General features: G+C 37.3%; 21 protein-coding genes. 3 read left to right on the forward strand and 18 right to left on the reverse strand.

Annotated features, from left to right (window positions below; translation table 11 throughout):
• Positions 1–243: 243 nt before the first annotated feature.
• A complete protein-coding gene (locus GF867_RS09440; protein ID WP_153832861.1) occupies positions 244–1,188 on the reverse strand; it encodes a metal ABC transporter solute-binding protein, Zn/Mn family in 945 nt (314 codons plus the stop codon).
• A 212-nt stretch (positions 1,189–1,400) separates the two neighbouring features.
• On the opposite strand from GF867_RS09440, the gene GF867_RS09445 reads away from it, so the two are divergent.
• Both GF867_RS09445 and GF867_RS09450 read left to right on the forward strand, forming a co-directional pair.
• Positions 1,401–2,336, forward strand: coding sequence for an ABC transporter ATP-binding protein (locus GF867_RS09445; protein WP_153832862.1), 936 nt, complete (start codon positions 1,401–1,403; stop codon positions 2,334–2,336).
• Entirely contained in the window at positions 2,329–3,078 is a 750-nt protein-coding gene (locus GF867_RS09450) for an ABC-2 family transporter permease (RefSeq protein ID WP_153832863.1), read from the forward strand. Before GF867_RS09445 ends, GF867_RS09450 begins: the two co-directional genes overlap by 8 nt.
• 226 nt (positions 3,079–3,304) lie before the next feature.
• Here GF867_RS09450 and GF867_RS09455 read toward each other — a convergent pair whose 3' ends face one another.
• The 13 genes from GF867_RS09455 to GF867_RS09515 form a co-directional block, all read right to left on the reverse strand.
• A complete protein-coding gene (locus GF867_RS09455) occupies positions 3,305–4,504 on the reverse strand; it encodes a GTPase (RefSeq protein ID WP_366927810.1) in 1,200 nt (399 codons plus the stop codon).
• Positions 4,505–4,537: 33 nt separating this feature from the next.
• Positions 4,538–5,218, reverse strand: coding sequence for a zinc metallopeptidase (locus GF867_RS09460; protein ID WP_153832864.1), 681 nt, complete (start codon positions 5,216–5,218; stop codon positions 4,538–4,540).
• A gap of 216 nt (positions 5,219–5,434) precedes the next feature.
• Positions 5,435–6,241 carry an ABC transporter ATP-binding protein gene (locus tag GF867_RS09465; RefSeq protein ID WP_153832865.1) on the reverse strand — a complete coding sequence of 269 codons (807 nt, stop codon included), beginning with the start codon at positions 6,239–6,241 and terminating at the stop codon, positions 5,435–5,437.
• 1 nt (position 6,242) lies between these two features.
• Positions 6,243–7,181, reverse strand: a complete 939-nt coding sequence (locus GF867_RS09470) for an ABC transporter permease (RefSeq protein ID WP_153832866.1) — start codon at positions 7,179–7,181, stop codon at positions 6,243–6,245.
• 43 nt (positions 7,182–7,224) lie between these two features.
• Positions 7,225–8,202, reverse strand: coding sequence for an ABC transporter substrate-binding protein (locus GF867_RS09475; protein WP_153832867.1), 978 nt, complete (start codon positions 8,200–8,202; stop codon positions 7,225–7,227).
• 24 nt (positions 8,203–8,226) lie between these two features.
• Positions 8,227–9,198, reverse strand: a complete 972-nt coding sequence (locus GF867_RS09480; protein ID WP_153832868.1) for an ABC transporter substrate-binding protein — start codon at positions 9,196–9,198, stop codon at positions 8,227–8,229.
• A gap of 23 nt (positions 9,199–9,221) precedes the next feature.
• Positions 9,222–10,271: an ABC transporter substrate-binding protein gene (locus tag GF867_RS09485; protein WP_153832869.1), complete on the reverse strand. Its 1,050-nt coding sequence runs from the start codon at positions 10,269–10,271 to the stop codon at positions 9,222–9,224.
• Between the two features lie 432 nt (positions 10,272–10,703).
• The gene (locus tag GF867_RS09490; protein WP_153832870.1) at positions 10,704–11,711 is read right to left on the reverse strand and encodes an ABC transporter substrate-binding protein; all 1,008 of its coding nucleotides are present in this window, start codon (positions 11,709–11,711) and stop codon (positions 10,704–10,706) included.
• Between the two features lie 444 nt (positions 11,712–12,155).
• Positions 12,156–12,881: a SanA/YdcF family protein gene (locus GF867_RS09495; protein ID WP_172974003.1), complete on the reverse strand. Its 726-nt coding sequence runs from the start codon at positions 12,879–12,881 to the stop codon at positions 12,156–12,158.
• 111 nt (positions 12,882–12,992) lie between these two features.
• Positions 12,993–14,030: a branched-chain amino acid aminotransferase gene (locus tag GF867_RS09500; RefSeq protein ID WP_153832872.1), complete on the reverse strand. Its 1,038-nt coding sequence runs from the start codon at positions 14,028–14,030 to the stop codon at positions 12,993–12,995.
• Between the two features lie 169 nt (positions 14,031–14,199).
• Positions 14,200–16,035 (reverse strand): ABC transporter ATP-binding protein, encoded by a 1,836-nt coding sequence (locus tag GF867_RS09505; protein ID WP_153832873.1) that lies wholly within the window; start codon positions 16,033–16,035, stop codon positions 14,200–14,202.
• A gap of 2 nt (positions 16,036–16,037) precedes the next feature.
• Entirely contained in the window at positions 16,038–18,257 is a 2,220-nt protein-coding gene (locus GF867_RS09510) for an ABC transporter ATP-binding protein (RefSeq protein ID WP_153832874.1), read from the reverse strand.
• A gap of 4 nt (positions 18,258–18,261) precedes the next feature.
• Positions 18,262–18,738, reverse strand: coding sequence for a MarR family winged helix-turn-helix transcriptional regulator (locus tag GF867_RS09515; protein WP_153832875.1), 477 nt, complete (start codon positions 18,736–18,738; stop codon positions 18,262–18,264).
• A gap of 231 nt (positions 18,739–18,969) precedes the next feature.
• On the opposite strand from GF867_RS09515, the gene GF867_RS09520 reads away from it, so the two are divergent.
• The gene (locus tag GF867_RS09520; RefSeq protein ID WP_153832876.1) at positions 18,970–19,623 is read left to right on the forward strand and encodes a lipoprotein; all 654 of its coding nucleotides are present in this window, start codon (positions 18,970–18,972) and stop codon (positions 19,621–19,623) included.
• 227 nt (positions 19,624–19,850) lie between these two features.
• Here GF867_RS09520 and GF867_RS09525 read toward each other — a convergent pair whose 3' ends face one another.
• From GF867_RS09525 to cls, 4 genes are all read right to left on the reverse strand, one after another.
• The gene (locus tag GF867_RS09525) at positions 19,851–21,152 is read right to left on the reverse strand and encodes an RNA polymerase factor sigma-54 (RefSeq protein WP_172972660.1); all 1,302 of its coding nucleotides are present in this window, start codon (positions 21,150–21,152) and stop codon (positions 19,851–19,853) included.
• 259 nt (positions 21,153–21,411) lie between these two features.
• Complete coding sequence (locus tag GF867_RS14400; RefSeq protein WP_153832878.1) at positions 21,412–22,812, reverse strand: polysaccharide deacetylase family protein; 1,401 nt, start codon at positions 22,810–22,812, stop codon at positions 21,412–21,414.
• Between the two features lie 121 nt (positions 22,813–22,933).
• Positions 22,934–23,887: a KPN_02809 family neutral zinc metallopeptidase gene (gene ypfJ, locus GF867_RS09535; RefSeq protein ID WP_153832879.1), complete on the reverse strand. Its 954-nt coding sequence runs from the start codon at positions 23,885–23,887 to the stop codon at positions 22,934–22,936.
• 35 nt (positions 23,888–23,922) lie between these two features.
• Positions 23,923–25,485 carry a cardiolipin synthase gene (gene cls / locus GF867_RS09540; protein ID WP_153832880.1) on the reverse strand — a complete coding sequence of 521 codons (1,563 nt, stop codon included), beginning with the start codon at positions 25,483–25,485 and terminating at the stop codon, positions 23,923–23,925.
• Between the last annotated feature and the right edge of the window lie 288 nt (positions 25,486–25,773).

Consider the following 25,773-nt stretch of genomic DNA (forward strand, 5'->3'; position numbering starts at 1 on the left):
CGAAGTTCGATTACAGTAAATTTTAAAAAATACACTCTTTGAGCTTATTTGGTGTGCCCTCAATTTCTAAAATTTAACGTAATGTTTTTACAACTTATTGCTTGACTTTATATAGTTAGTCTTTCTTTAATTTTTTTATATACACAACGTTAACCGAACGGAAAGCGTAGCAAACTAGCCAACAATCCGTTCGGTTCTGTAGGTTGTATTGAATATTTCTATTTCATAGCAATAATAGTAGAATTAGCGCGTCAATTCAACTAAATTATCTCTCATTATTGAAAAATAGTCGATCCCCTCAGCCATTTCATCAGCACTCACTGTTTCAAGTGTTCTCAAAGGACGCAATTCTACATCGCTGACACTTGTGACGGTATTGGCAATCGCTTGATCCAATGACGGCTCAACATAGACAACACTAATTTGTTCTGATTTAATAAAATCCTGCATACTTGCTAAAGCCTGAGCACTCGGTTCTTGCGTCGACGAAATGCCCGCAATCGCAACTTGCTCTAAATCATACGCATGTGTTAAATAGCCAAAAGCTGCGTGTTGCACGACAATGCGACGATCATCTAATTGAGCTAATTGTTCTTCAAATTCTTGATTTAATACTTCTAATTCAGCAATTAATGCCTCAGCATTCGCTTGATAAACCGCTTCGTTAGCTGAATCCAATTCAATCAATGCATCCCTAACATTCGCAGCTTGTTGCGCATAAATCATCGGATCTAACCATGTATGCGGATCATAATCATGCGAGTGATCATGGTCATGGTCGTGGCCGTCTTCATCATCATGGTCGTGATCATGAGCGTCTCCCGCTAACAATTCGATGCCAACAGTCGTTTCTAACACCTGCACTTTATCAAGATCAATCAAGTTAAATAAACTACTGACAAAATACTCCATTTCGTCATCTTGGTAAATAAATAAATCAGATGACTGTGTTCTCGCTGCATCCTTTGCACTAGCTTCATAATCATGAGCATTTTGGTTACCTTCTAACAACATTGAAATTTCAATCGCATCTCCGCCAATTCTTTCTGCTAGATAATAGACTGGATAAAAAGTTGTCATGACTTGCTTCTTTTCTTGAGCGCTTGCGACAAGACTATTGCCTAATAACAATAGTATAATTGACAACATACTGAATAGATTAAAAAATTGCGTTGATATTTTCTTCATATTTGGACTCCTTCATTTTAGAAAAATCAATTCGTAACAATTACTATTTACATTTAGTTATATTACTGGACGTCTTATCCTTTGTCAATCTATAAATGAAAAAATTCATATTTTGGTAGGTGGGTAGTCCTCGCGACTGATTTCTTTATCATTTTTACATGACATACTTAAGGAGATCAAATGAATGTTTATTATAGAAAGGATTAGCTAACATGAGTGAAACAATTTTAGAAGTTAAGCAGCTGACTAAACGATACGGGAAGCAATTAGCGTTGAATAACTTCGATTTAACCGTCAGTAAAGGAGAGATTGTAGGGATTGCTGGGCGCAACGGTGCAGGTAAAACAACTTTATTCCGTATTATCACTGGGTTGACGCCAGAATTTTCAGGTTCTTTGAGTCTGTTTGGTTCATTAGATGAACAAGGAGCTTTAGAAAATCGTCATTTTGTCGGCACAATTATTGAAGCACCTGCCTTTTTCCCAGATTTGACAGCAAAGCAAAATTTAGAATATTATCGCATTCAACGCAACATTAAAGACCAAAATCGGGTCGATGAAATGTTGGCGCTTGTTGATTTAGCAGATACACGCCGTAAGAAATTCAAAGAATTTTCTCTAGGGATGAAACAAAGACTTGCGATTGCTTTAGCACTCCTTCATCGTCCTCAACTGCTTATCTTTGATGAACCAACGAATGGACTCGATCCTACCGGCATTATACAAGTACGTGATTTGTTATTGAAATTAGCTCAAGAAGAGGAATTAACGATTCTTGTTTCTTCACATATTCTGACTGAGCTAGAGCACTTAGCCACTCGCTTTGTCATTATAGAACAAGGTAATAAAATCGATGAATTTACCAAAGGGGAATTGCAAGAAAGAATTCAAAGCTATTACGAAATACGCGTTAACAAACCTTTAGCGGCTATCAATATTCTGCAAACGGCCTTTCCTGATGCTCAAATGGAACTAGATACAGACGAATTAATCAAAGTCTATGACTTAAACATTCCGGCAGAAGATTTAGCCGATACTCTGTTCCAGAATGAATTTAAACTTTCACACCTGGTCCGTAAAACCCATAAATTGGAAGAAGTTTTCCTCAATATGATTGAATCGAAAGGACGTGACACACACCATGTTTAATTTAATTAAAGCTGAATTTTATCAACTAAAAGTACGTCTCTCTCCCAAAATATGGCTCTTAATGTCTAGCTTAATCAGCATGGCTATCGTCATTGTGCCTTACTTATTTGAGAACAATTTCTCAGGAACTGGTGGCATTCCAAGTTATTTTCTAGCACAAGCTTACGCTGAATTTGCTACTTCAATGGCTGTCTATTTCTTACTCGGCTTAACGTTAACTACGTTTAACAATGACATTAAGCATCGAACAATTGTCAATAGTGCAAGTATTGGCTACTCAAGAACCAAGATTTATTTCAGCAAGTTCATTTCATCCTTAACTTTTGCACTGATATTCCTTGCCCTTTCATTTTTAACTTTCGCACTTGTCATTCAATTTTTCTACCCAACTGATTTTAGTTCGCTGGTAGAAATGATTGTCGTCGATAAGTTCTTAGCCTACCTCCCAATTTGGTTAGCTTATCTAGCGCTGTATATTGCTATTTTATTCGTATCTGACGGCACAATGCCAATTACAGTTCTAATGATTATACTTATTATGTCACCTTTGTTTTTAAATTTAGCTTCTTACGCGAGTGAATGGATAAAGGCTATACGACCTTATGTTTTAACGGAGTTGAATCCAGACGTTGCTTTGTCAGTATTCGGTATTGAGAATGCTTCTTACATTGTCGCGTTTATATACTTTATTGTCTTTACGTTTGTTGGCTTAACTCTATTTAAACGTAAAGAAATTAAGTAATCAGAAATATAGAAGAAGACTTATGGTTATTTTAAGAAGGCGAACTGTTTAGTTCGTCTTTTTAGAGTATATTGATTTGCGTCCGTTGTATCGTGCTAACTTAAAAAATGAGTCGACACATTAGAGGTAAATGGCCGATATAATATCGAATTTTCCTAATAAAAAAGCCCGCTTTACAAGCCATACTTTGTCAGTTTGACAAGGCTGATTGTAAAACGGGTTATGGTTATTTCATAAAGTGTTCAAGCCACTCTGGTACAAACTTATTTTGAACAGTATTAGGTAAAATATTGGATACCATTGATAATTGTTCTGTAAAACTCTGATTCATTAACTTTTGAATCTCAACTAATTTTAAGTCTTCACCTTGGCTCTCTGCCACTGCGATACGTTTTAACACTTCTATGTAGCTATAAGCTAAAGCAACTGTTAAAACACTTGCGGTTGCACCACTAATCACGCCACCGGTTATCGTGCCAATTCCAGGAATTACCTTAAAGACTGAACTGACTAAAAACTTACCTAATAGCGTTGTACCACTTGTACCACCTACACCTGCAATCATACTAATGACTTGAGATTTATCCAATGACAAACCGAAAATCGCTGTGATATGCCCTAACATGGTGATTTGCATCGGGACTAAAAGCGTTGCATCGGCAATCGGAATCGGCGTAAAGCCTACTCCAAAAGCTGAAGTAATATAGGTTTTAGCCCAACTCTTAGCTTTTTCTTCTTTGAGTTTAATATCTATTTGTTGGGCGTTGATAAAAGCTTTATGCACCTCAGAAGGGATAACTTCCAATGTCGCGTCAATTAATTCTTGCAAACCAAAAGCTGGAATCATATTTTGTTTAGTGATTCGATAATCTTTGGCCAGAACAGGGATGATTGCTTCAACTGGTAACTTCATTGAGTTTAAATAATGCTCGAATTTCCCAGTCTCTTCTCCAATAGTTTGTGTAAGTACAATGATAACCGGTAATTGTTGCGCTAAAGCCTCGATTAATTCTAACTCATAGGATTCTATTCGCGACATATTCGCATTTAAACAATAGTAAACTAAATGAAGGGCATGTTGCGCTCCTTTGGCTGTTTCTGTTTTTATCAGGTCAGACAGCTCGCTCAACACCTCGTGTTGAACATCAATATTTAGCTCTAAACCTTTTGTATCAAATATTGTGAGCGGAACGCCTTCTTTAGTTAGTTTTTCAACCGTTTGAGTAATCGGCATTCCAACGCCAGTTGTCGCAACTTTATCTCTGAATAGTGCGTTGATAAGTGTACTTTTACCACTTCCGGTTTTCCCTACAACCATAATGTTAAGGGGATTAATTTTATCCACTTCTGCATTCGTCTTTGCGATTAAATCATGAGCTAACTGTGGATTAACTCTTCTTTTTTTCATTTTTTGCCACAAACTCACACTATAAACCTCCTAAGACATCTATTTAATTGATTAGTTTCTGCGACGGTTTGATATTAAGATTAATCTTAATAATTGTAAAGCCGTACTTAATGTTGCGGCAATATAAGTAAAAGCAGCAGCATTCAATACTTTTTTAGCGCTTGGTGTTTCATTCGCTAAAATGAAACCACCGTCTTCTAAAATAGCCAAAGCACGTTTACTTGCGTCAAATTCAACCGGTAACGTTACAATTTGGAACACAAGCACTAAAGAAAAGGCTAGAATTCCTAATTGAACTAAGCCCATCCAACTCAATATTAAACCTAGAAAAATCATAGGCATCGCAATGGTTGACCCAATTTGTGTAATGGGCGCTAAAAAGCTGCGAACTTTTAAGAAATGGTAGTTTTGAGCATCTTGTACTGCATGCCCACATTCATGAGCGGCTACTGCTACAGCTGCGATTGAATCAGAATCATATGTCGCATCTGATAAGCGTAATACTTTATTACGTGGGTCATAATGATCGGTTAGGTTCCCTCTAACATGTTCGACTGTCACATCATGAATATTACTGTAAGCTAGAATCGCCTCGGCTGCCTGACGACCCGTAATACGTTTACTTGTCTCTACTGAACTAAATTGCGCAAAAGTTGAGGTCACACGGTGTTGTGCAAACATAACAATTGCCATACCAATTAATACTAATACATACGTTGAATCAAAATACATTGATAATCCTCCTTCAAATACTCGTTTTTAAACGCTTCTCCTACTAATAGTATCATTCACTGAACGCTCAAACAAACCTCAATTATTCTTTAAGTAAAAAAAATGCGCATGAACTTTAAAAAGCTCACACGCAATATTTAAACTATTCTATTAGTGAGCTCTTTCAGTATAACGGATTCCCGTTTCAAAAGACTCACTCTTTAGACTGATTTTTTATTACGATAATAACATGGCATCATTTGTAATGCTTTCGCCCGCTTCGCGTTTGAACATCTCTAATAGATCCGTTACGGTCATATTAGCTTTCTCTTCACCCGCCACGTCCAAAATAATACGGCCTTGGTGTAACATAATCGTACGATTACCGTATGCCAAAGCATCCGCCATATTATGCGTAATCATAAGCGTTGTTAAGTTTTGTTCTCTGACAATTTTATCTGTTAAATTCAATACCATTTCACTTGTTTTAGGGTCAAGTGCAGCAGTATGCTCATCTAACAATAGTAATTCCGGTTTACGTAAAGTTGCCATTAATAAGGTTAAGGCTTGACGCTGACCACCTGACAAATACATTACGTCTGTTGTCAAACGGTTCTCTAAGCCCAATTCCAACGTAGCTAGACGCTCACGCATCATTTCTTTGTCATCAGCTTTCACACCTTTTGACAAACCACGTTTTAAACCACGTTTATTAGCTAAAGCTAAATTCTCTTGAATCGTTAAGCGTGAAGCTGTTCCCATCTTAGGATCTTGGAAAACGTGTGAGATTAATTTAGAGCGTTTTGCTGTTGCCAACGCTGTTACATCTTGGTTATCAATAATGATTGAACCAGAATCTGGTGACAAAGCACCTGTAATTGTATTAAGCAACGTTGATTTTCCTGCACCGTTACCTCCGATAACAGTCACAAAGTCTCCAGCATTTAATGTCAAATTAACGCCTTTTAATACATAGTTTTCATTGACAGTTCCCGCTTCAAAGGTCTTATGAATATCAATTAATTCGAGTCTTTTTTCAGTCATGTTATCTTCTTCCTTTCGCAAGTTCTCTACGACGTTTTAAACGCCCTTGTTGTTTCTGAAACTCTGGTAAGTAAAGAACTAACATTAACAGAAGTGCTTGGAATAATCTTAAATCAGTCGCTTTTACAGTGACAAATGGTTGATTCAAGATTGTATCAATAATCAAGCGGTAAACAAAACTACCAATTATAATCGTTGTTAGACGTTTGCCTAATGTCAAGTTCGGCACCACTACTTCCGCAATAATAACCGATGCTAATCCAATAACAATTGTCCCAGTTCCCATTCCAATATCAGCAAAGCCATTGTTTTGAGCAAGCATTGCGCCAGCTAAACCAATTAAACCATTACCAATCATATAACCAACAATCTTCATGCGATTTGTGTTAATACCATTCGCTTCACTCATCTTGTCATTATCACCAGTAGCTCTTAAAGCTAGACCAACTTCGGTGTGTAAAAACAAAATTAGTATTGTCAGGATAATTGCTAAGGCAATCGCAGTGATGACTGCTACAGTTGTATTCTTGCTCCATCCAGTTGCATCTTGTAAAGCAGTAAAAATTGTAATTTTACCTAACAATGCAATGTTTGGACGTCCATCCATAATATTCAAGTTAATTGAATATAAACCAGTTAAAATTAAAATCCCTGTTAAGAGTGGCGGAATATTTAACTTTGTATGGATGACTCCTGCAGCTAAACCTGCGATGGCTCCTGCTACGAAAGCAGCTAATGTCGCAATAAACGGAATATATGGTGCTAATTCTTGACTATGCTCCATTGTAATAATTGAAGCACTTACGGCTGCACCAAGCGGAAATACCCCTTCAGCTGACAAATCTGCAATGTCTAACAGACGAAATGTTACATAAACCCCGACTGCCATAACCGCCCAAAGCAATCCTTGGGTAAAACTTGATGCGATAACATCTAACATAATGATTTTCCTCTTTTCTAACTTAACTCTTTATAATCAGCAATTAGTCTAATTCTACCAATGTAGCTGGATCAATGCCAATTGCTTCAGCGAATTCTTCATTCACAATCATAACAAAATTCTTCCCAATTTCAACCGGCATTTCCGCGACATTTAAGTCTTCTTCAAGATAACGAATTGCCATCTCTGCTGTTTGAACACCGTAATCAATATATGAATTTGAAATCGTCATTAGGCCATTAGCCTTCACTACTGAATCCGAAGACCCCACTGTTGGAATGCCAGCTGCTTTTGCCATGTCTCCTACTAAAGCAATCGAACTATCGACTGTATTATCTGTTACCATCAATAATACATCAATTTCTTCGATGAGGGAACTCAGAATTTGTTGAATATCGTTTGTACTTGTAATCGTGCCTAACACCGGCGTTAAATCTCTGGCTTCCATTGCTTCAACTGCAAGATCTACTTGATGCTGCGCGTTAACTTCACTTGAGTTATACAGAATACCTATATTTTTAGCATCAGGGAAATTTTTAATTAACAACTCAACGTGATCTTCAATCGGACCTAAGTTAGTCGTTCCAGTTAAATTACGACCTGGTTCTTCCATCGTATCAACAAGTCCAGCTTGTAAAGGAGCTGCGACAGCTGAAAAGAAGATTGGTTTTTCAGTTTCTACCGCAGCTAACGCTTGAGCCGCTGGCGTTGCAATAGCATATAGAACATCACTTTCTCTCGCTAATTTCTCAGCAATTGATTGAAGACTAGCCATATTCCCGCTCGCATTTTGAATGTCCCACTCAATACGGTCGCCATATTCTTCATTCATACGATCAATAAAACCTTGTTGGGCATCATTAAGTGCTTCGTGCTCAACGTGCTGAAGTACGCCTATTTTGATAGGGGTGTCTTCTTGAGCATTGGCATTTGCCAAAGGAGATAGGATGATCGCAAGTAGCGACATTAGCATAGCAAGTAACAACGATTTGTTCATAAATTTAGGATGTTTCTCTTTCATCAATTGCACCTCTCATTTTTTCTACTATTTAATAGTTTCTGGGTCGATACCAATTGCTTCTGCAAATTCTTTGTTCACAATTATGTTGAACTCTTTTGCTAATTCAATTGGCATTTCACTTGCCGATAAGTCTTCATCCAGCATTCTGATAACCATCTCGGCTGTTTGAATCCCATATTCTTCATATGAGCTTGATAATGTAGCTAGCCCATTGGTTAAAACAACTGAATCTGAAGAGCCAATCGTTGGAATACCAGCTGCTTTAGCGATATCACCGACTAAAGCAATTGAACTATCAATTGTGTTATCCGTCACCATAAACATCGCATCCACTTTTTCTACTAAAGCAGTCATATTCTGTGCAATATCATTCGTGTTGGTAACAGTTGTTACCTCAACCGTTAAGCCAGCTGCTTCCAATTCTTCTGTCGCAGTTTTAGCTTGAACCATTGAATTGACTTCACTTGAGTTATAGATGATCCCTACCGTTTTCACATCTGGGAAATTTCTAACTAGCAAGTCGACTTGATCGGCAATCGGTGCCATATCACTTGTTCCTGTCACATTACGACCAGGTTCTTCTAACGAATCAGCCAGACCAGCTTCAACTGGATCTGTTACAGCTGCAATAAAAATTGGTTTCTCAGTTTCGGCAGTTGCTAACGCTTGAGCTGTTGGTGTCGCAATCGCAAATAGAATATCATTATCACGTGCCACCTTCTCAGCCATCGATTGTAAGGCAGATTGATCGCCATTCGCGTTCTGAATATCCCATTCAATACGATCAGCATATTCAGACGCATCAAGTGTTTCTGTAAATCCTTTTAAAACAGCATCTAAGGCTTCATGTTGAACTAATTGTAATACACCTATTTCAATTGTTTCATCTTCTTGTGCGGAAACAGCAGGGTTTACTACTAACGAAGGTAAAATTAAACTAATCGCTGCAGCAAATTTTACTGATTTTCTCAATGTACTTTTAAATTTTGATAACATGTCTATTAGCTCCTTTAGGCTTGTTATTCTGCTGATTCGTCCTCCTCAGACGTTTGGTCAGCAGTTGACTCTTCATTATTGTTTTCTTCATTTGATGAAGCGGGTGCTTGAATTGATGCTGGATCAATACCAATTGCTTCAGCGTAATCTTCATTGACTACTAATTCTAAAACAGCAGCTGATTCAACTGGAATTGCAGCTGTGTCTAAACCTTCCTCAATTTGTTTAACTAACATTTGAGCAGTTTGTTTACCTAATTCATAATAATCTAAACCATATGTTGCTAAACCATTCTCAACAATCATATCTTTAGAACCACCTACAATCGCTAATCCTGCTTCTTTAGCTAAGTCTCCTACTAAAGGCATTGCACTTGCAATTGTATTGTCCGTTACAGTAAAAATAGCGTCTGCTTCTTTTACTAAAGTTCCCATCACTTGACTAATGTCATTTGTTGAAGTAACCGTTGCAAGCACTACTTCTTTACCTAACTCTTCCAAGTATTCGATTGCTTTGTTTGCTTCACCTTGAGAGTTAGTTTCTCCCGAATTGTAAATAATTCCAATTTTTTCAGCTTCTGGTTCGATACTCAATAACAGATCAACTTGTTCTTTAATCGGACCTGCATCGATTGTTCCGGTAATGTTTTTTCCAGGTGCTTCTAAACTTTCGACTAAACCAGCGTCTACTGGATCTGTTACAGCTGAGAAGTACACTGGTATATCGGTCACTGCATTGGCTACAGATTGGGCAGCAGGTGTCGCAATCGCAAATACATAATCATTTCCATTACCTAACGTTTCAGCCATTGATTGTAAGTTTGCATTGTCAGCACCTGCATTTAAGTAATTTAATGTTAGGTTGTCGCCTTCAACATAGCCTGCTTCTGCTAAACCATCAATAAAGCCGTTTCGTGCTGCGTCTAAAGAATCATGCTCCACATATTGTAAAATTCCTACTTTAATTGCTTCTTTAGCTTCAACTTGTGTCGTGTGCGCTAAAGGTAAGACCAAACTTGCTGCAGCCATCGAAGCCGCTAAAACTGTTTTCAAATAACGATATGGGTTTTTCATAATAATTTCCTCCTAATTTTTAACTACTTATACATTTACCAATAATAACAACAAAAAAACCTTAGCTAGATATAATTAAAATCTAACTAAGGTTTTTTATAACTGATTAATTAACCTTCGGCTAATTAAGCTAGTTTCATATTACACCCGCTTAGATTTTAATCTGGATAGATTATCTATGCGGGGCATTCAAAATCACAGCTCCTCATAGATACAAACTTTCGTTTAATGTTTGTATCTAAAAGTTATAGATACAAACCTATCTAAAGTAGCCGTAGTAATATGTTGAATGCTGTAATATTTCTTGCTTAATCATTTTTTATCCTCGCTTTTAGGTCAATATTTTTGTCGTTAGATTTATATTAAATAATGTTTCACTGAATGTCAACTTGTTTTTTAATCAACTTAAAATTTCTCTCATTATAAATTAATTTATTCTGCTGATTCGGCAGGTGCTTTGATGGTTGTTGGATCAATTCCAATTACTTCTGCATAGTCTTCATTTACAATTAATTCAAGGACTTTAGCTTTCTCAACCGGCACTGTTGCTGGATCTAAATCTTCTTCGATAATTCTAACTAACATCTCAGCTGATTGAACGCCTAATTCATAATAATCTAAACCAAAAGTTGCTAAGCCATTTTCAATAATCATATCATTGGAGCCACCAATAATTGGCAGACCCGCTTCTTTCGCAATATCACCCACTAAAGGCATCGATGCGGCAATATAGTTATCGGTTACTAGGTAGACACTATCCACTTCTTTTACAAGATTGCTCATGACTTGGCTGATATCATTTGTTGAAGTGATGGTACCTAAAACAGCTTCAGCGCCATGTGCTTCAATTTCAGGAATTGCTATATCCACTTGATACTGTGCATTTACTTCACTTGAGTTATAAATAATGCCTACTTTCTTAGCATCTGGTGTAATATCAAACAACATATCGATTTGCTCAGGGATTGGTCCAATATTTGTCGTCCCTGTTAAGTTACGTCCAGGTTCTTCAAAGGAATCAACAACACCAGCTCCTAGTGGATCTGCCACCGAAGAGAAAATGATGGGCTTATCCGTTGTTGCTCCTGCTAAAGCTTGAGCAGTTGGTGTCGCAATTGCGAATAAATAATCATTGTTGTTTACAAGTGACTCACTCATCGATTGTAAATTTGCAATATCAGCATTCGCATTCATATAATCGATCGTTAAATTTTCACCTTCTACATAACCTAATTCAGCTAAACCATCGATAAATCCTTCGCGGTTAGCGTTAAGTGAACCATGATCATTAAATTGGAAAATACCTACACTAATTGGACCTTTTGTTGCTTCTTCTTGAGCACTAATTAATTGAGTGCCAGATGTCCATAAACTTGTCACAGCTGCCATTGTTGTTAAACCTGCTATCATTTTTTTAGTATACTTTTGTAAATTTTTCATTATATTTCCTCCTTATATTCTGCCTGAACGGTGTCTCACTTGACTGTTTTTACGATAAAAAAGACCTACTTGAATTAATTAAAATCCAAGTAGGTCTTTATAACTGTTGTCTCAACCTTAGAATATGGCTAAACAAACGGTTATTTATTACAAGTCCGCATTAGATTTTAATCTACTCGATTCATCTATGCGGGCATGTTCATTAACAACTCCTCATAGATACAAACTGTCGTTCTGTGTTTGTACCCATGGTTCAGATACAAACACTATCTAAAGTAGTTGTTAAAAAATCGTGCTGATTGTAATAAATAAGTTGTTTGCATGATAATTGCCTCTTTTCATCATTTATAGGTTTAGTTGATAATTACACATTAAAGTGTTTCCGATTAAAAGTCAATCTTTAATTTTAATCTGATTTTCATCTAGCGGAACAAACGTTGCAATTTAATTGCCCAAACCCTCTTTATCATTGGTTTGGTCACCATCCATCAGTAAATCAAATTTTTCTCCAAGAATCGGGCTTTCCTCTTCTTCATAGCCTAAATATGTAATCGCAAAATCTTTGACCCGTGCAAATATCTCGCGCATTTCACGATAACCTCTTGAAGATTTTGAATCAGGTGCAGGAACACCCACAGCGTCAAGTCCTAAGCCCCGTGCTAACATCAGCGCTCTTGATAAATGATAGCCCTGCGTCACAATGATGACACGTTCTTCACCAATCACTTCTTTCAAGCGATATAAACTCGCATAAGTCGAGTAACCTGCATGATCTAAATAAATTTGCGAACTCGGCACCCCTTTATTAACGAGGTAATCTTTCATAACTGCCACTTCATTGTAGTAAATATCACGATGGTCACCGCTCATAATTAACCGCTTTTCAGGTGCTAATTCGTAAACCTCAAACGCTTGATCCAAACGTTGTTTTAAAATCAAACTAGGCTCTTCATTATTAACCACACCGGCACCTAACACTAGAATGGGAACATCAGCCGCCATAAAGTCAGTGCTTGCTAATTCTTCCGGTGTCAGCATTTGTGAATAAGTACTGCCGATTGTATATAGATTAATCAGTCCAATAACACTGATAAATAAGATGAAAGTAAGAAAGGCTAATTGAACTAACTTAACAAACCCCTTCCAAATCATACGCAATACTCTCAACATATGCTCTCGGCTCCTTAAATAAACGAATAGTATACATCCAATATGATTAATACTAACAAGCATCTTCATAATCCGCAAATCAAAATAAAGACCTTTGAAAAAACTTAAAATTTAACCTAATTTAACTTTTTGAATCCAACCCTCTGGTGCTACTATATCGCCAAATTGAATTCCCACTAGTTCATTATATAAACGTTGCGTTACTGATCCCACTTCTTGTCCATTTCCAAAAACATAACGATGCTCTCCATGAACAATTGAGCCAATTGGTGTAATAACCGCTGCTGTTCCCATTGCTCCAGCTTCTGAAAAACCAGATAACTCTTCCAAATAGACATCTGTTTCAACCGCTTCCATGCCTAGGCGTTCACGCGCAATGTCAATTAGAGAATATTTGGTAATGCTTGGTAATATTGAAGGCGACTTCGGTGTGATAAAACGATTATCCGCTGTAATCGCAAAAAAGTTAGCAGAACCAACCTCTTCAATTTTTGTTTTAGTAGCAGGATCTAAAAAGATGGCATCCGCGTAGCCTTGATCTTTAGCGAGTTTACCTGCTAAATTTCCTGCCGCATAATTTCCGCCAACTTTAGCCGCTCCAGTACCATTTGGTGCAGCACGATCATAATCACTAATTAAGAAATTAGCTGGCTTTAATCCCCCTTTAAAATAAGGACCTACTGGCGTAACAAAGATACTAAAGATATATTCATCTGCTGGCTTAACGCCTACGATATCACCCACACCCATTAGAAAAGGACGAATATACAATGTTGCACCACTCTCATAGGGAGGGACCCATTCTGCATTTTCTTTGACAATTTTATGAACAGCTTCTATAAAAGCTTCCTTAGGGTAAGGCTCCATTAATAAGCGTTCCGCTGAATCAATCATTCTATCAGCATTTTTATCCGGTCTAAATAACTGGATGTCTCCATTTTGAGTACGATAGGCTTTTAAGCCTTCAAAGCATGACTGCCCATAATGAAAAACAGGCGAAGCTTCACTAATCGAAATATTTTTACTTGACTCAATCTGCCCTTCACTCCAATGTCCATCTTTAAAATATGCACGAAAGCTTTTCCCAGTATCGATATAGCTAAAACCTAATTCATTCCATTGAATTGTGTCTGGTGTAATTGCCGTCATCTCTTGTCCTTCTTTCTAAACTAATACAAAAAATGACCGCATTCGTTTCTTAACGTATCTAATGCGGTCATATCTATATTTAGTATTAAGTGTTAAATTGCTTGATATGCTCACTTAATGTCATTTTATTATTTTGTCAGCACTCTGTCAATCTAATCGAATTCTCATTTTAAGCCGTAGCAAACTGACTATTATACAAGTTGGCATAACGGCCATTTTTAGCGATTAATGTCTCGTGATTACCTTGTTCAACAATATCACCTTGCTCCATATACAGGATTAAGTCTGCACCTTTAATGGTTGATAGACGGTGAGCAATTACGAAACTCGTACGTCCTTTCATCAATTCATCCATTGCTTCTTGAATTAAAATTTCAGTACGTGTATCCACTGAACTAGTCGCTTCATCCAAGATTAAAATCGGACGGTCAGCTAAGATAGCACGCGCAATTGTTAATAATTGCTTTTGTCCTTGAGAAACGTTTGAAGCTTCTTCATTAATTTCAAATTTATAAGCCCCTGGCAATTGTTTAATAAAGTGATGTACGCGTGCTGCTTTAGCCGCTTCAATTACTTCTTCATCCGTCGCATCTAAACGGCCGTAACGAATGTTCTCCATAATTGAACCTTTGAATAGCCAAGTATCTTGCAATACCATTGCCATTGCTTGTTGATAACTCTGACGGCTAAACTTAGTTGTTGGCTGCTGATCAATACGAATCGATCCATAATTAACATCATAGAAACGCATTAACAGTTTAACAACCGTCGTTTTACCTGCACCTGTTGGTCCAACTAACGCAACTTTCTGACCCGGTTGTACTTTCGCACTGAAGTCGTTAATGATTCGTTGATCTGGATTATAGCCAAATGCTACATTTTCAAATTCAATCGCACCTTCAATATCTGAGATATTTAAAATCTCGCCATCCGTTTGACTTTCTTCTGTTTCATCTAAGAATTCAAAAATACGTTCTCCAGCTGCTGCCATTGTTTGCATCATTGAGACAATTTGTGCCAATTGTGAAATTGGTTGAGTGAAGCGGTTGACGTATTGTGTAAAGGCTTGGATATCCCCTACGTTCATCGCGCCAATCATTACCATATAGGCACCAACTAAAACAACTGCTACATAGCCTAAACTACCTAAGAAACGCATGAATGGGAATAAAATCCCTGAGAAGAATTGAGATTTCCAAGCAGATTCTCTTAATTTTTCATTTTCAACCATGAATTTCTTAGCCGTTTGTGCTTCTTGGTTGTAGGCTTTAACAATTTGATGACCTGAATAAACTTCTTCAACCTGTCCATTAATAATTCCGACTGATTTTTGTTGTGAGCGGAAATACTTTTGCGAACGATTCATAATAAAACGAATCACCGCAATACTAATGGGAACAGTTAACATAACGACAATCGCTAATACCCAGTTCATAGTTAACATAATCCCTGCTATACCAACCATTGTTAATACTGATGTTAATAACTGTGTCACACCTTGGCTAAGAGTTTGTCCTAGAGTATCTACATCATTATTAATCCGTGATAATATTTCCCCATAAGGACGAGATTCAAAATAACTCATTGGCATACGGTTGATTTTAGCAATCATATTCTTTCTTAAATCATACGTAACCGTTTCAGAAACAGTTGCCATTATATACCCTTGAACCGCTCCGAAAACTGTACTCACTACATATAATAAGATGACATACATCAGTATTCTGCCGATCGCTGTAAAGTCGATTGAACCCGTACCTTGTGTTTGACGAACAATCCCATTAAATAGTTCCGTAGTGGCACTACCTAATGCCTTAGGTCCAAGGATACTAAAGACAACTGACAGTATCGTTGTCAGAATAACAATCAGCATCTTCCATTTGTGCGAGAAGATTTCTTTCGCAATACGCGAAATACTTCCCATAAAGTCTTTGGGTTTCCCAACGACACCTGGCTGACGAGAACCAGGTCCTGAACTTGTTTTTCCTTTATTTTCTTGAGACATGCTTAACCCTCCAATCCTAATTCTGAAGCATCATCGGTTGAGGTTTGTTTAGCAACACGCGCAACGCCTTTTTCTTGTTGTTCCGCTAACTCAGCAGGTGATAATTGTGACGTCGCAATTTGACGGTAAACTGCAGATTTTTCCATCAATTCATTATGAGTTCCGATACCATCGATAACTCCTTCGTCTAATACAATGATCTTTTCAGCATCAAGAATGGTACTAATACGTTGTGCAACAATGATGGTTGTGACGTCTTTAATTTCTTCTTTTAAAGCGCTTCTTAGAGATGCATCTGTACGATAATCAAGTGCTGAGAAGCTATCATCAAACACAAGAATATGTGGTTGTTTAGCAATCGCTCTAGCAATTGATAATCTTTGTTTTTGTCCACCCGAGACATTCGTTCCACCTTGAGAAATTGGCGAAAGATACCCTTCTTCTTTCTGTTGGATAAACTCTGACGCATGCGCAATTTCAGAAGCCCTTTCTAATAATTCATCTGAAATATTATCAACACCATATGAGATATTACTGCGGATGTTCCCAGAGAAAAGTACACCTTTCTGAGGAACAAAACCAATAATGTCTCTCAACTGTTCTTGGCTTATGTCGCGGATATCTACACCATCAATTGTAATATTGCCTTTAGTTGGATCATAGAAACGTAATAACATACTTAAGACAGTCGACTTACCACTCCCTGTACTCCCAATAATAGCAGTGGTTTCCCCTTGTTTAGCAGTGAAAGTAATGTTTCTTAATGTTTCTTCCTCAGAATCTTGGAAACTAAATGTCACATCATTAAAGGATACTTCACCTCTAACGTCTTCTAAGACAACTGGTTGACTTGGGTCTTCAATCGTTAATGATTTATCCAACACTTCCTGGATACGGCTTGCAGAAACAAGCGCTCTAGGAATTTGCATAGACATCAAGGAGAACATTAAAAATGAGAAAATAACTTGCATTGTGTATGTAATGAAGGCCATCATTTCACCTACTTGCATCTCTCCAGAAGCAATACGATGACCACCTACCCATACGATTAAAACCGAAATGATATTCGCAATTAATAACATCATCGGCATCATTAATGACATCGTACGTCCAACAAATAGGAACGTATTCTTTAAGTCTGTATTTCCTTCGTCAAAACGATTGCTTTCAGTCTCTTGGCGACCAAAGGCACGAATTACCTGAAGGCCCGTTAAAATTTCACGCGTCAACAAGTTAATACGGTCGACCATTTTTTGTAAAATATTAAACCTTGGCATGGTTAGTTTAAACAAGATAGTTACAAGGATTCCGACTAAACCAAGTGCTAAAATCAAGACCCACGCCATGCTCACGTGTGTCGCAAATATTTTGAACACACCAAAAAGAGCTAGAATAGGTGAGAAAATAATAATTCTCAATAGCAATGTTACAATTAATTGTAATTGTTGAATGTCATTCGTACTACGTGTAATCAATGAGGCAGTTGAGAATTCACTCATTTCGTTTTGTGAAAAACTCAATACTTTATCAAAAATTCTGGCGCGTAAGTCAAAACCAACTTCAGCCCCTACAATTGAAGCTAAATAAAAAGCTAAACCTGCTGATGCGAACGTAATTAGAGCAATAAAGAGCATGACTGCCCCTTCGTGCATTAAATAGCTGATTTTCATTTCATTCGCATCGTTACCCGTTGCACTATATTCAGATACAACTAATTGAATCCCTGTGTTACGAACTGATGCTTCACCTAATGATTCAAGTTCTGGTGCAAGTTGATTGCGCATTTCAGCTACTGCTTCGGGATTTGTAGTAGCTAAAGCAAGTAGTTGTTCTGCTTGAGCTGCTTCCTCCGCTGGTAAGTTACGCATCATTTGCGTAATTGCTAGCGGTAAATAAAATTGTTGTTCTAATGCTACGAATGCTTCATCGCTAAGTGATGCTGAATCAATTAAATTAAAGTTTCCTGCAGCATCTTGTTCAAAATTTGCCTGCAATATTTCACGTTCTTCTGGTAGCATAATGGCAGATAGCGTTTCATAGGTTTCCTCAGTTAATGCATAAGGAACTGCATATTCAAACCCACTATTTTGAATGCCCACATCGACTAAGTTTGATGTATGACTTGGAAGTAAAATCGTTGTATAAGCTTGCACGATATGCGCAATTAAAATAATAGCAATATATTTCCAATGAGGTTTCAATTGAATCAATAGATATTTCATTTCTTCACTCCTTATTGTTAGGTGATTGTTTCTGCTGACGATATTCATCAAAGGTTTCAAGCATGACTTCATGTATCGTATTACCTAATTCGAAAAATTCAAGCATTTCTTTCTCACCAACTTTGTTTAACGCTTCTTGCATCACCTGATGAATCACTGAACTAGCCTTCTTTAATTCAGCTTCACCTAATGGCGTTAACACGACAAACGAGTTACGTCGATCATCTTCATCATTTTCACGTACAATCCATTGTTTAGCTTCAATATTCTTAACTGTCCGTGAAATTGCCGGATTAGATAACTGCAATTCATGTGCAATTTGCGTCAAAGTTAAACGATGATTATTCTCATGGCAAGTCGCAATTTTTCGCATTAAGATATACTCACTTTTCGCAAGATTATCTACAATATCCCAGTAAGAAATCCTGGCCATATTATATTGAAATTGAAACATTTTATGAACTAAATCATTTTCAAGCATTTTTATCACCACCTTTTTAAAACTATTTAACGTCGTCAATAGTTAACCTTGTTAATTATAAGGAAGGTTTTCAATATATGCAAGGATTTAACACAGTATTTTTATAGAAAACGTTTTAGTGCCCTGTTTTTGACCATGTTAATGTTTTAATCAGGCTGTTATCATTTTGTTACACGGTATTGCCTTGTTTTTGTTATAATGGTCAAGATAAACGACTAGGAAGGATTCGAAATGAAAAAATATATATTAACTTTAATGAGTGTTGTCTTATTATCTGGTTGTCAATTTTTTAATCAAACTGAGGAAACTACTGAAACACCTGTTGAAGAATCGTCAAGTGTTCAAGTTAAAACGGAAGTAGAACACGTGACAGTTACAGTTGAAGAAAAAGATGAAGAAGCAGATAGTGATGCAGCTTTATTTAATGAGAGTGTGATGGGCGATTCTGAATTCCCAACAGCTACTGTCCCTGAATCTGTCACTCAATCTGAATTACTATCAGCAATTGAGGAGTACTACATTGCGAATTTTTCTGCTGAACAACAAGCAGCCAACGCACCTCAAGTGACAGACGCTGCCCTAGCAAATGTCCTTGATTTAATTAACGGGAACGAAGCGCTCGCTCAACTGAATGTAACAGTGGATCAAATATCAATGGTATTAAACGGCCAAACAATTTATGTACCACGTGTCATTGTTCCAATGACTTATAGTGAATCAACTGCGATTGCTGAAGAAAATGATGTTGCTTTGTTTAATTCGGCCATTACTGAAGTAGGGAACCGATTAATTATGATTGCCTATTACGATGAAGCAAGCGACCAACTAATGCCAATGCACCTCATGAATTTAAACCACTCATTGTTCTACAATGAGCCTAACTAAGCCCAAATACATCAACAGACCTCGGACAAAGTCCGAGGTCTTTAAATTCCTTTGAGCAGTTTTAACATGATCATACTGCGTTATTTTGTTGGAATACTAAGCGAAGTATAAAGCTTGATAAATCAGCTACAATGCGCAGCGCGCACTCCATTACATCAACGCTAAGCTTATAATACAAAAATTCTCCCTAACTGAATATTAGGGAGAATTTTTGTATAGCTACATTTTTATTGGAAGCTCTGTCGATAAGTATGTACGAGTTGACTACTCATCATAACTTTTTGTTCTTTTAATAATTCAACGACTTCTTCATCCGATAATTCGTGTGAATGTTTTTCCAATAAATCGAAAATTAATTGTTTAATATTTGAGGCCGTCAAGCCACCACGCCCTCTTTTGCTACTAACATTAATAAAGTCAGTCAGTGGACATACATACTTCTCAAACTCAACGTTTTTATTGGTCACAATTAAATTAACGACTGGCTCTGATAAGCGAACTGCCTTCGCAATATCTTTGATTAATAGCGGTTCGTACTCTGAACTCTTATGCATGAAGTAATCACTTTGTGACAGTACAATTGCTTTAGTTACTTCTAAAACTAGTTGTTCTCTCAAACGTAAATTTTCCGCTAATTTCAAATAATTTACATGGTGTGGCTGAATATATGCTAATAGCTCAGCATCTTTTTTCGCCTTCATTTCATCAAAATAACTTTGATTAAAATTAATTTTCGGATAGTACTGACGATTGTAACGCACACCTAATTTATCTTGAGTTTTTACAATTGTCACATCAGGAATCAAATTAATTTTATCTTGCTGATCAAACAGAGTTGCTGGCGAAGGACGTAATGTATGGAAATAGTTCACACATTCCATTACTTCGTCATAGCTTAACTGCGTTTTATCAACAATCTCAGCGTAGTCTTTTTCTGATAATGCATCAAAGTGCTCCTCTAATAATAAGTAAGCAACGTTTGGTGCATGATTATCTTGCTCTGTCTGTAACATCAAACTTTCCTGTAAATCGCGCGCTCCCACTCCCGCTGGCTCAAGTTGTTTAATCAACGTCATGGCATCCAAGGCTACAATCGGTGTCACCTCTATTTTGCTTGCCAATTCTGAGTAGGTATAAGGTAAATAACCACGATCATCTAAGTAATCTACAATTTTCACCATGGCATCACGAATTTCAGTTTGACGATACAACATAATCTGTTCAAATAAAAAAGTCGACAAATTCTGTGGCATACGCGGTAGTTGAGGGTCCACCCCTTGAATGGTTGTTTCCTTTTCATGGTACTGAATATTGGCTACACCCTTTTCCAAAGCATAATCCAAATCTATAAAAGGATTTTCCAAAATAGCTTCTTCTAAATAATAAGTTAATTGTTCTGCATTCAAATCAAGAATGTCTAATAATTGAAGATTATTCATAATAGCTGCTTGCGTTAAGCCTTGGAAAACTTTCACTTCATCATGTTCCACTTCAGAGCTTGATGGTTGGTTAATCGGTTCTTTTGTCATTCTTCTCGCCTCTTTTCTGTTTACATTTGTTAGGTTTTCAAACAAAACCTTTGCCCTTCTATTATAGAGCATAATTGCAAGTGCGTCTATTAGGGATATCTAGCGCTTACATATTTGTCAGACTAATCGTTCGGATTGTAAAACTCTGTTAAGTGAAAACGACTTATAGTGTAGTGGTTCGTATTTTGAAATAGGGATTTTATACTGAAACACAAAAACAGCCTCTCTTATTAAAAGTAAGGCTGCTTTGCTAGTTTATTTACTCATAATATAAGAATTCCATATTAATTTCTAAAGGTGATACGAATTCATAACCTTGTGCGATTAATTCTGGAATCAACAATTCTAAAGAGTCTACCGTTGACTGATCTTTATCATGCATTAATAAAACCGTATGTTGGAGTAAGTTTTCCATAACATTTAGATAAATTGTATAAGCATCTTCGCTCACCCAGTCCTCTGAGTCGACATTCCAAATAACTGATTGCAAATCCGGGAACATTTGAACAACTCTAGCACCTCCAGAACCATACGGCATGCGATACATCGTCGGCAATATGCCAGCCGCATCATAGATTGCTTCTTGAGTGCGATTAATTTCATCGAGTAATTCATCATCAGAGATGGTTGCAAAATCCGGATGCCCAAACGAATGATTCTCTACCAGATGGCCCGCATCAGCAATTTCTTTAACAAGCTCAGGATACTTCACTACTTCCTGTCCTAATAAAAAGAAAGTAGCCTTTACGTCGTATTGAGCCAAAATATCTAGCACTTGTGGTGTGTATGAAGGATTCGGACCATCATCAAATGTTAAGGCAATCAATTTTCTCTCGTCTAGAATTGAGCCACTCAAGCGTCGTGCCAAAGCGTCGCATTCAAACATTTGCTCAACAAGTTGCGAGTCAAATTCTTGATGATTGCTATCTTCTTTAATGTTAGTGGCAAAAACATCGACCTTCTTGGTAAATTCGGTTGCCACCGTTTTAATCGGTGGCTGTGAGCCAATTGTTTGTAAAAGTGTATCTATTTCATTAATGTCAGCAATCAGTGTTGGCCAATCAGACTCACTTGCTAGTTCTGTCGGTAATTGTTCAACCAAAGCTTGAACGGCTACAACTTGTTGCATAGTCTGTTCTGCATCACGATACAATTGATTAATTTGTTGTGAAAGTGCATCTTCTTCAGGCAGGTTAATTTCACTAACTGCTGCCGTTACTTGATCCAGCGTTACGTCCTGTCGCAATCGTAAATCTGCTTGGACTACTTGACCTTCAATGATGCTAGTCTCTGTTTCATAAAGAGTGTTTAACCCTTCAATTGCTTCAAATTTACTTTGAGCCTGTTGAGCTTTCAGATAGTAAGGGTCATTGGAATCAATGGTTAAACTTGAGACTTTCTTGATTTGTTGTTCGAGTTGTTCACGTGTTAGATTAGGGTTCAGAAAATCAAATTGATTATCCAAATAAAGTTCTTGAACAGCCGCTTCCACAGCTTGTTGATTAATTTGTGGTGTATCTGATGGGATAAGCATCGGTATTACCATACAGATGAGTAAACCAAAGATTAGCAAACTGATTTTACCATGTTTGCGCCGTTGCTTACGTGCATATCGTTCATGGCGTGAAACTCTACTTTCGTTATTGTCTAAATGTGACACTACTAACAACTCCTTAAAATCTCTTTGTATCTTCTCTTCTTTCTATTATAAGCAAAATAGTAAGTAAAAACATAAAGTTTTAGTAATGATTCATGCTTCTTTCAGCTTTTTACCTGCCATATTAATCAATTGCTTCGTTAAATGTATCCCCACCTGATAACGTGCCATTTTCAAAACCACGCATAAACCAGGCTTGCCTTTGTTCAGAGGTTCCGTGTGTAAAACTATCTGGCACGGTTCTTCCATAAGCTTGTTCTTGAAGCGTATCGTCACCAACTGCATGCGCAGCTTGCATTGCTTCTTCAATATCGCCACTTTCCAAGATGCCTTCTCCTTCAACGAAGCTAGCCCAAGCACCTGCATAGTAATCAGCTTGTAATTCCAGTCGTACGTTTAAAGCGTTCTTTTCTTTTTCGGATAGTTGACGAATCGCTGCATTATATTGATCCATTGTACCGACTAAATTTTGAACATGATGTCCAACCTCATGCGCGACTACATATGCCATCGCAAAATCACCTGGTGCGTCATATTGAGTCGTTAAGTCACGGTAAAATTGAAAATCAATGTATAACGTTTCATCTGCTGGACAATAGAAGGGACCGACTTGAGTCGTTCCAAAACCACAGCCATTCGTTTGCACACTACCTGTAAAAACGACTAAAGTTGGATAGCGGTAATCTAAGTCATAGCGGGCAAACTCTTCTGTCCAATAATCTTCAGTACTGCCTAAAACCGCTGCTAAAAAATCATACTCTTCATCCGAAACATCAGCGTTCGATGTTTCATACTCAAAGTTAGTATTGGTAGTCTGGTTCGTCGTTGTTGAATTATCTGTATTAAAACCTAAATCAAACAAACCGCTACCGCCACCACCTATTAACATAAAAGCGACCACCGCTATTAGTAGCCACTTGCCCTTACCGCCACCTGAACCTAACAGCATCCAAAGTAAGCTCGAACCCATATTGCTTCCTTGCATTGAAGATCCACGATTGGCTGATGACTGACGGCCAGATGACTGCCCTCGTTGATCTTTAATATTGCGACTTTTTCTTAAATCTTCCCATTTCATGACAACCACTCCTTATAAAATATTTTGCCTTTATTTTATACAAAAGGTGCGACTAATCTCAGTAAGGACTCCCAAATTTGTCCGATAAAACTTGTGTGTGTGTCTTCAATAAATATCTCTTGAGAATCTGCTTGTGAATCTAAAAAGTCCGCCTTAATTGTTTCAATTGTTGGGTGATAATAAAGCATTGTACTTGTCTCAAAGTGTAAATATAATGAACGGTAATCAAGATTGATTGTCCCGATTGAAGCAATTTTATCGTCACAAATAAACGTCTTCGCATGTAAAAAACCTGGTGTATACTCATAAATTCGGACACCGGCTTCTAATAATGGTGCATAATAAGATTGCGTCATACGGTAGACGGTCTTCTTGTCAGGTGTTCCTGGTGTCATTAAACGTACATCGACTCCGCGTTTAGCAGCTAAAGTCAGCGCTTGTTGGAGCTCATAAGAAATGACTAAATAGGGCGTATAAATGTAAACATAATCCTCCGCAATATTTAGAATATCTCGGTAAACATTCTCTCCCAATGCCTCATCATCGAGCGGTGAGTCTCCAAAAGGCTGAACAAATCCTTTACTTGCGACGATTTCTGGCTGATCCATCATCGCCTCAGTTTCCACAAATTTCGCATAATCACGGAATTCATCATAGCTTTCATCGGTCGGATAAAAAGCATTCCACATATCCAGAAATAAAGTTGTTAAGTTCCAAATGGCTGGACCTTGAATGCGAATCATATTGTCTTTCCAATAACCAAACCGGTCAACCGCATTAATGTACTCATCAGCCAGATTTAAACCACCTGTGTATGCAATCTTACTATCAATTTCAATGATTTTACGGTGATCACGTGTGTTATATGCCAACGTTAAATTCGGTTTGATCGGATTAAACTTTAACGTTTTAATCCCAATCGCTTCCATTTGCGCATCAAAATCCTCTGATAATCGCATCAAGCAACCAAAATCATCATAAATTAAGCGCACATCTACACCGGCAGCTGCTTTTTCCTTTAATACATCAAAGATGGCACCGGACATCTTCCCACCTTCAATGATGAAAAATTCGACAAATATATGATTCTCGGCGGTCTTCAAATCACGGATTAGAGACTCCATCATAGATTCACCACTCGGAAAATATTCGACATCCGTATTGGTATGTACCGGCATATTCGCATAATTATTAATATAATTTGCCAAACTTCCTACTCGAAAATCTCGGCTTACTAACAGTTCTTTTGCACTAGAAACTTCGGACATTTTATCTAAATCTTTGGCAACTTGTGTCTGAATTTTCTTAGCCATACGACTAGCTGGTCGCTTATTACCGAATAAAAAGTAAAATAATCCGCCAAAAATTGGAAATAATGTTATCAAAATAATCCAACTAGTACGATAAGCAGGGGATTCGTTCTTAATGACCAAATATAAAATCATCAGAAATGAAAAAATAGTTAAGATAACGTCTAACCACACAGAATATGCGACCAAACTATTAAACATGCTGATAAACCATATGATTTGAATCACAAATATGATTAATAAGAGCATGGCTTTAATAGATCGCGTTCGAGGTTTAGGCAGCTTCATTGGCGCCCCTCCTTATTAAAATTATTTCTTAAGAATACTTAAATTTTATCACACTAGCGATTATCTTTCATCTAATCACACCGACAAATAAAGTTTCATCCTTACTGTGAAGTTTTATTAAAAAGCTTGGAATCGTGTCTCAGTTTAGAACCCTGAGCCCGATAGACAGTAAGTCGTACTCTCGTTTCGAAAACTCGGACACGAGTATTTCAAGAAAGTTTGGAGTCATGCCTCCGTTTCAAAGTCTTAATCGCTATTCTAGTCGGAACACCTCGGACGAGTCCGAGG

The organism is Fundicoccus ignavus (assembly GCF_009659375.1).
Classification (GTDB): domain Bacteria; phylum Bacillota; class Bacilli; order Lactobacillales; family Aerococcaceae; genus Fundicoccus; species Fundicoccus ignavus.

Excerpts from the sequence above, each read along its gene's own strand:
- GF867_RS09440 (WP_153832861.1), bottom strand. The coding sequence starts at position 1,188 with ATGAAGAAAATATCAACGCAATTTTTTAATCTATTCAGTATGTTGTCA.
- GF867_RS09445 (WP_153832862.1), top strand. The coding sequence starts at position 1,401 with ATGAGTGAAACAATTTTAGAAGTTAAGCAGCTGACTAAACGATACGGG.
- GF867_RS09450 (WP_153832863.1), top strand. The coding sequence starts at position 2,329 with ATGTTTAATTTAATTAAAGCTGAATTTTATCAACTAAAAGTACGTCTC.
- GF867_RS09460 (WP_153832864.1), bottom strand. The coding sequence starts at position 5,218 with ATGTATTTTGATTCAACGTATGTATTAGTATTAATTGGTATGGCAATT.
- GF867_RS09465 (WP_153832865.1), bottom strand. The coding sequence starts at position 6,241 with ATGACTGAAAAAAGACTCGAATTAATTGATATTCATAAGACCTTTGAA.
- GF867_RS09470 (WP_153832866.1), bottom strand. The coding sequence starts at position 7,181 with ATGTTAGATGTTATCGCATCAAGTTTTACCCAAGGATTGCTTTGGGCG.
- GF867_RS09475 (WP_153832867.1), bottom strand. The coding sequence starts at position 8,202 with ATGAAAGAGAAACATCCTAAATTTATGAACAAATCGTTGTTACTTGCT.
- GF867_RS09480 (WP_153832868.1), bottom strand. The coding sequence starts at position 9,198 with ATGTTATCAAAATTTAAAAGTACATTGAGAAAATCAGTAAAATTTGCT.
- GF867_RS09485 (WP_153832869.1), bottom strand. The coding sequence starts at position 10,271 with ATGAAAAACCCATATCGTTATTTGAAAACAGTTTTAGCGGCTTCGATG.
- GF867_RS09490 (WP_153832870.1), bottom strand. The coding sequence starts at position 11,711 with ATGAAAAATTTACAAAAGTATACTAAAAAAATGATAGCAGGTTTAACA.
- GF867_RS09495 (WP_172974003.1), bottom strand. The coding sequence starts at position 12,881 with ATGTTGAGAGTATTGCGTATGATTTGGAAGGGGTTTGTTAAGTTAGTT.
- GF867_RS09500 (WP_153832872.1), bottom strand. The coding sequence starts at position 14,030 with ATGACGGCAATTACACCAGACACAATTCAATGGAATGAATTAGGTTTT.
- GF867_RS09505 (WP_153832873.1), bottom strand. The coding sequence starts at position 16,035 with ATGTCTCAAGAAAATAAAGGAAAAACAAGTTCAGGACCTGGTTCTCGT.
- GF867_RS09510 (WP_153832874.1), bottom strand. The coding sequence starts at position 18,257 with ATGAAATATCTATTGATTCAATTGAAACCTCATTGGAAATATATTGCT.
- GF867_RS09515 (WP_153832875.1), bottom strand. The coding sequence starts at position 18,738 with ATGCTTGAAAATGATTTAGTTCATAAAATGTTTCAATTTCAATATAAT.
- GF867_RS09520 (WP_153832876.1), top strand. The coding sequence starts at position 18,970 with ATGAAAAAATATATATTAACTTTAATGAGTGTTGTCTTATTATCTGGT.
- GF867_RS09525 (WP_172972660.1), bottom strand. The coding sequence starts at position 21,152 with ATGACAAAAGAACCGATTAACCAACCATCAAGCTCTGAAGTGGAACAT.
- ypfJ (WP_153832879.1), bottom strand. The coding sequence starts at position 23,887 with ATGAAATGGGAAGATTTAAGAAAAAGTCGCAATATTAAAGATCAACGA.
- cls (WP_153832880.1), bottom strand. The coding sequence starts at position 25,485 with ATGAAGCTGCCTAAACCTCGAACGCGATCTATTAAAGCCATGCTCTTA.